This is a genomic window from Streptomyces muensis (genome assembly GCF_021474425.1).
Classification (GTDB): domain Bacteria; phylum Actinomycetota; class Actinomycetes; order Streptomycetales; family Streptomycetaceae; genus Streptomyces; species Streptomyces muensis.
Genome location: NZ_JAKEIP010000091.1, coordinates 19517 through 30506, shown reverse-complemented (window position 1 = coordinate 30506; position 10990 = coordinate 19517). Strand labels below are relative to the sequence as shown.

Sequence of the window (10990 nt, the reverse complement as noted above, 5' to 3'; positions counted from 1 at the left end):
CCCCAAGGGGCGCGGGGAACTGCGCGACCAGCCCCCCACCACCCGCACTCGACACGAAAGCCGTAGCCCCCACAGCCCCCTGCTTCACCACCAACACCCCCGGCTCGGGCAGCGCGGCCCGTACAGCCGGTGGGCCGCCCGTGATGCCCCAGGCCTCCTCCGCCTCGTCCTCCCCCACGAACACCAGATCAGCCCGGCGTGCCAACTCCAGCAGCACGGCCGGGCCGTCGGCGCCCCGCCACAGCCCCGGCCGGTAGTTGACGTCGAACGACACAAGCGGGCGCCCCTCGTGGGGAGCCGTCAGCTCGCGCAGCAGTTCCAGGCACCCTTCGGACAGCGCGGCCGTGATCCCCGAAAGATGCAGCACCCGACCCGAACGCACCGCGTCCAGGTCCACGTTCTCCACGGACATCACCGACGCCGCCGAACCGGACCTGTAGTACGCCACCTCGTGCGCGTCCGTCCCCCGGTCCCCCGCCGTGCGGAAGTACACCCCGGTCGGACGCGCCGTGTCCCGGCCCACGGCCGAGACGTCGACGCCGTACCCCCCGATCGCCTCCACCAGGTGGTCCCCGAACCCGTCGGCACCCACCCGGCTCACCCACCGCACGGAGTGCCCCGCGGCAGCCAACGCACACGCCACATTCGATTCCGCACCCCCGATCCCCCGCTCGAACGACGGCACGTCGGCGAGCCGCCCCGGCCGGGTGGGCAGGAACGTGACCATGGACTCGCCGAGCGCGACGACATCGACGTCGTCGGGGGCATTGCGGGGTCCGGTGAGGGTCACGATGGTCGTAGCTCCAGGGCTTGTGCGGGCGGATCGGCGGCTCCGTTGACCCGCGGTTGGCCGAGATGTTAGACAGCGGTAAGCGAAATACGCAATGAGTGTTGCAGGCAGTGCAACGCGCCTGATCAGGGAGGCTCCATGACAGCCGACGGCCCCTCGGATGCCCTCGCCCACCTCGCAGAGGAACGCGTCGACCACCGCTTCAAGGGCCTCCCCCCGGACGCCGACGGCCTCACCGTCGCCGAGCTCACCGCCCAGCGCCGCAACCTCTTCACCGACGGCTTCGCCACCCCCGTGCTGGCCCTCTCCGCCGAGCGCCTGGAGCACAACCTCGACCTGATGGAGACGTACGCCGCCCGCCACGGCCTCGCCTTCGCCCCGCACGGCAAGACCTCCATGGCGCCGCAGCTCTTCCAGCGCCAGATCGAGCACGGGGCCTGGGGCATCACGCTCGCCGTACCGCATCAGGTGCGCGTCGCGCGGGCGTACGGCGTCCAGCGGGTCTTCCTCGCGAACGAACTCGTGGACCCGGCCGCCCTGCGCTGGATCGCCGCCGAGCTCTCCGCCGACGACGGCTTCCGTCTCATCACCTACGTCGACTCCGTACGCGGCGTGGAGCTGATGGACGCCGCCCTGCGGGACACCAACCCCACCCGGCCGCTCGACGTCGTCGTCGAACTGGCCGCCGGGGATGGTGCCCGTACCGGCGTCCGTACCGAGGCCGAGTGCGCCGCCGTCGCGGACGCCGTCGCCGCCGTATCGACGCTGCGGCTGGTCGGCGTCGCCGGGTACGAGGGCGAGGTTCCGCAGCCGAACCCCGAGCGCGTGCAGGCGTGGCTGCGGCGGCTCGTCTCCCTCGCCGCCGACTTCGACAAGGCGGGCCGGTTCACCGGCCTCGACGAGATCGTCGTCAGCGCGGGCGGCAGCGCGTGGTTCGACGCCGTCGCGGACGTCTTCGCCGAGATCCCCGAACTCTCCCTCCCCGTACTGAAGTTGCTGCGCTCGGGTGCGTACGTCTCGCACGACGACGGGCACTACCGCAAGCTGACCCCGTTCAACCGGGTCCCGGAGGAGGGCGCCCTCGAACCCGCCTTCCGCCTGTGGGCCCAGGTCGTCTCCCGCCCCTCCCCCGACCAGGCCTTCGTCAACGCGGGCAAGCGCGACGCGGCCTACGACCTCGATCTGCCCTTCGCCCAGGTGGTCCGCCGCGACGGCGTCGAGCGCCCGGCCACCGGCGTCTCGGTGACCGCGCTGTCCGACCAGCACGCGTGGCTGGCGACGACCGGCGAGGCGGACCTGGAGGTCGGTGACTGGCTCGGGATGGGGCTGTCGCACCCCTGCACGTCGTTCGACAAGTGGCAGCTGATCCCGGTCGCGGCGGCGGACGGCACGGTCGTCGAATACATCCGTACGTTCTTCTGAGTCTGGGGGTGGCGGTCATGGAAGAGCTCGTCATTCGGGACGCCGACGTCGTCGACGGCAGCGGCGGCCCGTCCTACCGCGCCGATGTCGTCGTGGACGGCGGCCGGATCGTGTCGATCGTGCAGGAGGCGGCCCAGGCCGGCTGCCAACGCCCCAAGGCGCGCCGGGAGCTGGACGCGGAGGGCCTCGTCCTCTCCCCCGGCTTCATCGACATGCACGCCCACAGCGACCTGGAGCTGCTGCGGAACCCCGACCACAGCGCGAAAGCGGCGCAGGGGGTCACGCTCGAGGTCGTCGGCCAGGACGGGCTGTCGTACGCGCCCGTCGACGACCGCACCCTCGCGGAGGTCCGCCGCGCGATCACCGGCTGGAACGGCTCCGGCGACGACATCGACTTCGACTGGCGGACGGTCGGCGAGTACCTGGACCGCCTCGACGCCGGTTTCGACGGGCAGGGCATCGCCGTGAACGCGGCCTACCTCATCCCGCAGGGCACGGTCCGCGCCCTCGCCGTCGGCTGGGAGGACCGGGCGGCCACGCCGGACGAGCTGGAGCGGATGCGACAGCTGGTCGCGGACGGCATGGCGCAGGGCGCGGTCGGCATGTCGTCCGGGCTGACGTACACGCCGGGCATGTACGCCAAGGACGCCGAACTGACCGAGCTGTGCCGGGTGGTGGCGTCGTACGGCGGCTACTACTGCCCGCACCACCGCTCCTACGGGGCCGGGGCCCTTCAGGCGTACGAGGAGATGGTGGCCCTGACGCGGGAGGCGGGCTGCGCGCTGCATCTCGCCCACGCCACCATGAACTTCGGCGTGAACAAGGGACGTGCGCCGGAGCTGCTGTCGCTGCTGGACAAGGCGCTCGACGACGGCGCCGACATCGGCCTGGACACCTACCCCTACACGCCCGGCTGCACGACCCTCGTCGCGATGCTGCCGAGCTGGGCGAGCGAGGGCGGGCCCGAGGCGACCCTGGCCCGCCTCATGGACGACGACACCGCCGAGCGCATCCGGCACCACATGGAGGTCATCGGCGCCGACGGCTGCCACGGCGTGCCCATCGAGTGGGACACGATCGAGATCTCGGGCGTGAGCGACCCGGCGCTCGGGGACTTCGTCGGCCGTACGGTCGAAGAGTCCGCGAGGACACGGGGCGAGGCCCCCTGGGTGACGGCCCGGCGGCTGCTGCTCGACGACCGGCTGGGCTCGACGATCCTCCAGCACGTCGGCCACGAGGAGAACGTGCGGATGATCATGCGGCACCGCGTCCACACCGGCGGCTCGGACGGCATCCTGCGCGGCACGAAGCCGCATCCACGGGCGTACGGCACGTTCCCGCACTATCTCGGGCAGTACGTACGGGAGTTGGGGGTGCTGTCCCTGGAGGAGTGCGTGGCCCATCTGACCGGGCGTCCCGCTGCGCGGCTGCGGCTGGCGGACCGGGGCCTGGTCCGCGAGGGGTACCGGGCGGACCTGGTGCTGTTCGACCCGGCGACGGTAGCGGCGGGCTCCACCTTCGAGGAGCCGCGCACGCTACCGACGGGCATCCCGCACGTCCTGATCGACGGCCGTTTCGTGATCGAGGACGGCCGGCGCACGGACGTACTCGCGGGACGGGCGATCCGTAGAACTTCCTAAACCGTGTGCCGGTAGGTCACGGCTTGGGCAGCACGCAGCCGCTCGCGCTCAGGTCGAGCTTGTTGTCGACGCCGAAGCAGGCGTGGATCTGGTAGATCTCCTGGGCGTAGTTGATGCCCTGGCGGACGGTGACGTTGCCGCTCTCGTCCACCTCGCACGGGTTGTTGACCGTGCAGCGCTCGCCGTCCTCGTTGCCGGTGTTGTTGACGGCGACGACCTTGTTGGTGGCCTGGTCGATGACGGGCGAGCCGGACGTGCCGCCGACGGTGTTGCAGGCGGACGTGTAGCGGACCGAGTCCTTGAAGGTCCAGTCGCCTTCCTTGAGCTGGTAGGCGAATCCGTCGATGTTGCAGTTGTACAGCCGCTTCCAGTAACCGGAGGCGACGGTGATGGCGGTGCCCTTGACCGGGTGGGTGTCGGCCACCGTCAGCGGGTTGATGCTGTACGAGCTCTTGATCTGCGCGTACGTGGTGGTGAGCTGGTAGAAGGCGACGTCCGTGTCGGTCATCGTCCCGTAGGCGATCTTGCTGGCCCGCAGCGTGGCGACCCGGCTGCCCGAGGCGTTGAGCAGGCTGAAGGTACGGCTGGAGGCCCGGTCGACCACGACCTCGCCGGGGCCCGGCATGCCGGTCTCCAGACAGTGGCCGTTGGTCATGACCAGGGCCGGGTCGTTGTCCTCCGAGTCCGGGAAGCGGACGACGGAGCCGGAACAGTTGCTGAGCGCGACCGTGCCGGCGAAGTTCACGGCCTGGACCTTGGGACCGTTCAGGACCTGGCCGAGGGTGTCCGCGGCGCTCGCGACGGTGTCGTTGACCGTCGATGTGACCGAGCCCGTGTCCACGCCCTTGCCGAAGGAAGCGGCCGAGTCCGCGGGAGCCGCGACCGCGGGTGCGGCGCCGGCCCCGGCTATCGCCAGGGCGAGGAGGGCGGCGCCGAGAGGTTTTCTCATGTGGGGGTCCCCTCATACGAAGAGGGTGACCGAAGAATCTCCGGTCACCCGCACTTTTGTCATGCGCATTCTCACGCAGGAGGGGGGTGGGGACAAGGACTTGATTACCGACGAGTTCAGTCCGTAGGGCTTTCCCTATCACGGGGACGAGAAGTGCCGGGCCGACGCCACAGGACGCCCACGGTGAAGTTGACAAGGTCACCTCACGGGCACCGAGCGGTCGTGATATCTTCACAGCTCTGTCGGCAAATCTCCCCGCAAATGGTGCCTTACCGCATCCAATCGGCCAATCTGTGAGCCATCCAGGAAAAACGGGGTGTGCCCCGTAATTCATGGAGAGCGTGACGATGACTGGCCCTGCCGTTTCGGTAATTGTCGCCGCGTACAACGCAATGCCGTATCTGACGCGTTGCATCACTTCTGTCACCGAACAGTCCATAGGCCAGGACCGGCTGGAGATCCTGGTCGTCGACGACGGCTCGACCGACGGGACGGCCGCGGAACTCGACCGGCTGGCCGGCCTGTACCCGAAGCTGCTGAGCGTCTTCCGGCAGGAGAACTCCGGCGGCCCCTCCGCACCCCGCAACCTCGGACTCGACCACGCGCGCGGACGGTTCGTGTTCTTCCTCGACGCCGACGACCACCTGGGGCCCGAGGCCCTGGAGCGCATGGTGGCGATGGCCGAGGAGAACGGCACCGACGTCGTGCTCGGCAAGATGGTCGGCGTGGGCGGGCGCGGCGCTCCCACCTCGATGTTCCGGCGCGACCAGCCGAAGACCGACGTCTTCTCGTCCCGGGCGTACTGGACGCTCAACCCCATGAAGCTCTTCCGCCGGGAGCTGCTGGAGCGCCACCGCCTGCGCTTCCCCACCGACCTGTCCATAGGCGAGGACCAGCTCTTCGTGGGCCGCGCCTATCTGCACGCGGCGGGCATCTCCGTCCTGGCCTCCTACGACTGCCTGTACTGGGTGCGCCGGGAGGACGAGGGCAACATCACCCTGCGCACCGGCGGGACCGAGCCCCGGCTGCGCTATCTGCCGCGTGTGGTCGACATGCTCCTGGAACACGTCCCGCCCGGCCCCGGCCGCGACCACCTGGCCCACCGGCACCTCACCGTCGAGGTCCAGCACCTTCTCAGCCACCTGGCCCACGAGCCCCGTCCCGAGCAGGACAAGGCCCTCGCCCGTCTCGCGGAGAGCATCGAACCGCTCTGGCACGAAGGGCTGAACGACCAGCTCTCCGCCATGGCCCGGCTGCGGCTCCACCTCGTACGCCACCGGATGCTCGACGAGGTGCTGGAACTGGTGCGCTTCGAGAGGGAGCTGGCGCGGAGCAAGGTGGCGACGCCGGTGCTCGTCGACGCGGGCCGGGCCCTCGCCCGCTACCCCTTTCTCCGTGACCCCGCCCGCGCGATCCCCGACAGCTGCTACGACGTCACCGCCCAGCTCGGCGTGCGCCACCGCGTCACCCGCGCCGATCTGCGGGGCACCGTGCTGCACCTCGCCGGGCACGGCTACCTGCACCGCGTCGAGACCCGTGACGTCACCACCGAGCTGGTGCTGCGCGAGCGCGACAGCAAGGTGGAGTTCCGGCTGCCCGTCACCCACACCGCGACCCCCGACGCGGGCGCCGACGAGGACAAGGGCAGCTACATCTACGACCGCGCCGGGTTCGAGGCCGCCGTCGACATCACCACGGCCGCCGACGGCGCCCCGCTGGGCGACGGGCTGTGGGACATCTCGCTCGCCATCGGCGCCCAGGGCGTCACCCGCGAGGTCCGCATCGGCAGCAAGCGGGCCGACGACGTGTCCGGCAAGGCCGCCACACATGTCGTGGACACCGCCGAGGGCCTGCGCGCCGTCACCCTCTACACCACCCACCCGTACGGCAACTTCACCCTCGACATCGGCGAACGCAAGCACACGGTGCCGGCACGGCTCGGCGTCGACGGCGCGGTCCGGTGGGCCCCGGACGCCCCCACCGAGCTGGAGTTCACCGGCCGCTGCACGCTCGCCGACCACCCGGAGGGCGCCCTCGTCCTCACCCTGACGGACGGACAGGGAAGCTCGGTGTCCCACCGCCCGGCCCGGCGCCCCGAGCCCGACGGCACGTTCGTCATCCGCGTCCCCGTCTCCGAGCTCCCCCTCGGCCTCTGGCGCGGCGAACTCCGACTGGGCCGCTGGTCGGTGCCCCTTCCGGCGCTCCCGAAGAAGACGCCGCCCGCCAAGTGGCTCCACCGCGCCCTGCCCCGGTACGCCAAGCCCGCGCCGGACAGCGGCGGAGGTTTCGCGCTGCGGGTCGCCAGGACCGACCTCGTCCGGGCGGTCGCCCGACGCGTCAAGGGCTGACGGGCGGCTCAGGAGAGCGGGGCGCTACTTGGGCCCCTTCGTGTTCCCCACCCCGCGCCCCGGATTGCCGCCACGTCCGCCGCCCGGTGCCTCCGTGCTCGCCGTGGCGGTCGGGCTCGCGGGCGCTGTGCTCGTGGTGGGCGTCGACGAGGCCGCGCTGGTGCCGCCGTCCTCGCCGGCCGCGTCGGACGCGGAAGGGCTCGGCGACGCACCCGGGGTCTGCGCGCCGGGCGTCCCGATCGCGTCGGGCGAGCCGGGCGTGGCCGGGTCGCCGGCCGTGGCGGTGGTCGGGTCCGCCGAGGCTCCCGCCGCCGGGCTCGTACCGTCACCGCCGTGCTCGCCGCGCGAGCCGCCTTCCGACGATGAGCCGGACAGGGAGAGTCCCGCGATCAGCGCCGCCGCCGACACCGCGCCCACCGCTCCGGCCGCGAGCACCAGACGCCGCGAGGCCCGCGCCCGCGCCCTGCGGCGGCGATCCGCCCGGCCCACGGGCGCGGCCCCGCGCCCAGCTCGCGCGCCCGCGCCTTCCACGGTCCCGGCGTCGTCCAGCCGAGGCAGCTGAGCCGTCTCGTCGTACGCGTTCTGCCAGCCGTGCGCGGCCGCCGGGTCCGTGTACGCCTCGTAGGGCGGGGGCGCCGCCGACCGCGGGTGGTACACGTTCGGCTGCCCCTGGGGCGTCCCGTTCTCGCGCTCAGGTGGCCTGGACATGGCCGCGCATTCTAGAGACGGGGGCGGCCTCGGGACAGCTACCGGCGATAACAGCCCAAACCACCGCGTCTCACGTGGCGGAAAACACGACCCACCGGACGTTACGCGGCCGTAAGCTCCTTGACATGCAGGTGATCCAGTCGACCAAGCTCGCCAACGTCTGTTACGAGATCCGGGGCCCGGTGCTCGAGGAGGCGATGCGGCTTGAATCGGCGGGGCATCGGATCCTCAAGCTGAACACGGGCAACCCGGCCGCCTTCGGCTTCGAGGCTCCGCCCGAGATCCTGGAGGACGTCCTCCGCAACGTGTCGACGTCGCACGGCTACGGCGACGCGAAGGGCCTGCTGGCCGCACGCCGGGCCGTCGTCATGCACAACCAGACTCTCGGCATCGAGACCGACGTCGAGCACGTCTTCATCGGCAACGGCGCCTCCGAGCTGATCGTGATGGCGATGCAGGCGCTGCTCGACGACGGCGACGAGGTGCTGGTCCCGGCTCCCGACTACCCCCTGTGGACCGCCGCCGTCTCGCTGTCCGGCGGCACCGCCGTGCACTACCGGTGCGACGAGCAGGCCGACTGGATGCCCGACCTCGCCGACGTCGAGCGCAAGGTCACCGACCGCACCAAGGCCATCGTCATCATCAACCCCAACAACCCGACGGGGGCCGTGTACGACGAGGCCGTGCTCCGGGGGCTGACGGACATCGCCCGCCGGCACAACCTCCTCGTCTGCTCCGACGAGATCTACGACAAGATCCTGTACGACGGCGCCACCCACACCCCGACCGCCGCCGTCGCCCCCGACCTGCTCACCCTCACCTTCAACGGCATGTCGAAGGCCTACCGCGTCGCCGGATACCGGGTGGGCTGGATGTCGATCTCGGGCCCGCGCGCCCACGCCGACTCCTACATCGAGGGCCTCACCATCCTCGCGAACATGCGGCTGTGCGCGAACATGCCCGGTCAGCACGGGGTGGTCGCCGCGCTCAGCGGACGGCAGTCCATCAACGACCTGGTGCTGCCCGGCGGGCGGCTGAAGGAGCAGATGGATGTCGCGTACGAGCTGCTGACCCAGATCCCCGGGGTGAGCTGTGTACGGCCGAAGGGGGCGCTGTATCTCTTCCCGCGCCTCGACCCGAAGGTGTTCAAGATCAAGGACGACCGGCGGATGGTCCTGGACCTGCTGCGGCGCGAGAAGATCATGGTCGTCCAGGGCTCGGGCTTCAACTGGCCGGAGTCGGACCACTTCCGCGTGGTCACCCTGCCGACGGTCACGGATCTGCGGGACGCGGTGGGACGGATCGGGCGGTTCCTGGACGGGTACAGCCAGCCCTGACGCTCACGCTGTGTACAAGGGACGGTCCTGTCTTGTGAACGGCTCAACTTTAGACGAAATCTAAGCTAGGATGGCTTCCTGTCAGCGCACAGGAGGCCATCCCCATGTACGAACCGATCCGAACCAAGTCGGTCCACAGCACGATGGCCGGCAACACCACCGACTTCCCTCACCGCTCGCGCGAGGAGGAGTTGGACATCCAGCTCGCCGGCCACCTCGCGGCGCTGCTCGCCGTGACGGATACGCTGCGCTCGCTTGAACCGTCCACCGACCTCGACGCGGCCGCCGAGCGGCTCGCCGAGCAGGTGGCCCGGCTGCGGGGTGGGACGGCGCCGGTCCGGACGACGATGACCGGCGACTCGAAGGTTGCGGCACTGCATCGGCGGGCGCATGCCCTTGCCGGGCGGGCGCTGGTTGTCGCGGCGTCCCGGGCGGATACCGCTGCCGCGATTCTCGCCGCCGAGCGGATGGATGCGCATGCAGTTGCGCAGGCCGAGCCGCAGGAACTTACCGGCGTCGGGTGAAACCCCTTTGAACGGCCCCGGTCCGCGTGCTCCCGCAGAGACGCGCGGACCGGGTGCCATGCGTTGTTGTTCGGCGGCTGACGGTTGTCTGTGGCTGGTCGCGCAGTTCCCCGCGCCCCTGGGGCGTCGTTGCGTACCGGGACCAGGACGACACCCCCCGTTCACTCCCCTCGCCTGGGAACGTTGGATTCCGCGAGCACTCTCCCCTCGTGAGACGTATCGCAGGAATCATCCTCGCGGTGCTGCTGATCGGTGGCGTGGTGGCCGCCGTCGTCGCGGGCCGCAGTAGTGAGGACGGCACGGCAACGAAGACCGTGCAAGCTGTGATCGGGTCGGAGAAGGCCGAGTTCTTCGCCGATCCCGACGTGGTGAAGGCCCTCGCCGCCAAGGGCTACACCGTGAAGGCCGAGACCTCCGGGTCCTGGGCCATGGAGGGGCTGGACCTCAAGGGGTACGACCTCGCGCTGCCGTCGAGCCAGGCGCCCGCCGTCGCGCTCGCCGCCAAGCACAAGGTGACCGGGACCCTTCCGCGCCCCTTCTACTCGCCCCTCGTCGTCGTGGCGCACAAGAACGCCGCCGAGGTGCTCGCGGCGAACGGGCTCGCCGTCCTGGACACCGAACACCGGGGCGGCTTCAAGATGGCCGCCTATCTGGAGGCGGCCCGTGCCGACCGCACCTGGCAGCAGCTCAAGGGCGCCGGGAAGTACGGGGAGTTGACGGGCACGCTGTACCTGTCCAGTACCGATCCCGAGACCTCCAACTCCGGCGCCCTCTATCTGGCCGCCGCCTCCTACGTCGAGAACGGCGGCAAGGTCGTCGCCACCGACGCCGAGGTCGGGCGCACCGCGCCGCTGCTGCGCAAGCTGGTCAGTGTGCAGGGCGCCCAGCAGTCCGGCAGTGACGCCGTCTTCCGGGACTTCGTCAGCGGTGCCGGAAACCCGCTGGTCGTGGTCTACGAGTCGCAGGTCGCCTCCCTGCTGGCCCAGGGGCAGCAGCCCGACGACCTGGTCGTCCTCTACCCGGACACCACGGTCAACAGCGACCACACCGTCGTACCGCTGACCGAGAACGGCAAGGCCGTCGCCGAACTCCTCTCCACCGACCCGGCGTTGCGTGAGCTGGAGGCCCGGCACGGGTTCCGGCCGCAGGGCGAGGCCGCCGAGTTCGCCTCGGACACCACTTATCTCAAGCAGGAACTGACCGGCGTCCACCAGGCGGCCGTGCCCACCTCCGAGGTGCTGCACGAGCTGGCGCGACGGGCGCGCGGTTAAG

At 70.8% G+C, this 10990-nt stretch carries 9 protein-coding genes; 6 read left to right on the top strand and 3 right to left on the bottom strand.

Annotation, left to right across the window (positions count from 1 at the left end):
* On the bottom strand, positions 1-790 hold a 790-nt coding region (locus L0P92_RS21845), incomplete at its 3' end, for a sugar kinase (protein WP_234764502.1).
* Positions 791-928: 138 nt separating this feature from the next.
* Here L0P92_RS21845 and L0P92_RS21840 point away from each other — a divergent pair.
* Positions 929-2212, top strand: coding sequence for an amino acid deaminase (locus L0P92_RS21840; protein ID WP_234764501.1), 1284 nt, complete (start codon positions 929-931; stop codon positions 2210-2212).
* Positions 2213-2229: 17 nt separating this feature from the next.
* Positions 2230-3852: an N-acyl-D-amino-acid deacylase family protein gene (locus L0P92_RS21835; RefSeq protein ID WP_234764500.1), complete on the top strand. Its 1623-nt coding sequence runs from the start codon at positions 2230-2232 to the stop codon at positions 3850-3852.
* Between the two features lie 16 nt (positions 3853-3868).
* On the opposite strand, the gene L0P92_RS21830 is transcribed toward L0P92_RS21835, so the two are convergent.
* On the bottom strand, positions 3869-4801 hold the full coding sequence (locus L0P92_RS21830) for a S1 family peptidase (protein ID WP_234764499.1): 933 nt from the start codon (positions 4799-4801) through the stop codon (positions 3869-3871).
* Between the two features lie 392 nt (positions 4802-5193).
* Here L0P92_RS21830 and L0P92_RS21825 point away from each other — a divergent pair, with 392 nt between their 5' ends.
* Positions 5194-7149, top strand: coding sequence for a glycosyltransferase (locus L0P92_RS21825; RefSeq protein WP_234764498.1), 1956 nt, complete (start codon positions 5194-5196; stop codon positions 7147-7149).
* A 24-nt stretch (positions 7150-7173) separates the two neighbouring features.
* Here the strand turns inward: L0P92_RS21825 and L0P92_RS21820 are convergent, their stop codons facing one another.
* Positions 7174-7857 (bottom strand): hypothetical protein, encoded by a 684-nt coding sequence (locus L0P92_RS21820; RefSeq protein WP_234764497.1) that lies wholly within the window; start codon positions 7855-7857, stop codon positions 7174-7176.
* 125 nt (positions 7858-7982) lie between these two features.
* On the opposite strand from L0P92_RS21820, the gene L0P92_RS21815 reads away from it, so the two are divergent.
* The 3 genes from L0P92_RS21815 (at position 7983) to L0P92_RS21805 (ending at position 10989) form a co-directional block, all read left to right on the top strand.
* The gene (locus tag L0P92_RS21815; RefSeq protein ID WP_234764496.1) at positions 7983-9194 is read left to right on the top strand and encodes a pyridoxal phosphate-dependent aminotransferase; all 1212 of its coding nucleotides are present in this window, start codon (positions 7983-7985) and stop codon (positions 9192-9194) included.
* 104 nt (positions 9195-9298) lie between these two features.
* Positions 9299-9718, top strand: a complete 420-nt coding sequence (locus L0P92_RS21810; protein ID WP_234764495.1) for an SCO4983 family protein — start codon at positions 9299-9301, stop codon at positions 9716-9718.
* A 209-nt stretch (positions 9719-9927) separates the two neighbouring features.
* On the top strand, positions 9928-10989 hold the full coding sequence (locus tag L0P92_RS21805) for a substrate-binding domain-containing protein (RefSeq protein WP_234764494.1): 1062 nt from the start codon (positions 9928-9930) through the stop codon (positions 10987-10989).
* Position 10990 lies beyond the last annotated feature (1 nt).

Excerpts from the sequence above, each read along its gene's own strand:
- L0P92_RS21840 (WP_234764501.1), top strand. The coding sequence starts at position 929 with ATGACAGCCGACGGCCCCTCGGATGCCCTCGCCCACCTCGCAGAGGAA.
- L0P92_RS21815 (WP_234764496.1), top strand. The coding sequence starts at position 7,983 with ATGCAGGTGATCCAGTCGACCAAGCTCGCCAACGTCTGTTACGAGATC.
- L0P92_RS21835 (WP_234764500.1), top strand. The coding sequence starts at position 2,230 with ATGGAAGAGCTCGTCATTCGGGACGCCGACGTCGTCGACGGCAGCGGC.
- L0P92_RS21820 (WP_234764497.1), bottom strand. The coding sequence starts at position 7,857 with ATGTCCAGGCCACCTGAGCGCGAGAACGGGACGCCCCAGGGGCAGCCG.
- L0P92_RS21830 (WP_234764499.1), bottom strand. The coding sequence starts at position 4,801 with ATGAGAAAACCTCTCGGCGCCGCCCTCCTCGCCCTGGCGATAGCCGGG.
- L0P92_RS21810 (WP_234764495.1), top strand. The coding sequence starts at position 9,299 with ATGTACGAACCGATCCGAACCAAGTCGGTCCACAGCACGATGGCCGGC.
- L0P92_RS21825 (WP_234764498.1), top strand. The coding sequence starts at position 5,194 with ATGCCGTATCTGACGCGTTGCATCACTTCTGTCACCGAACAGTCCATA.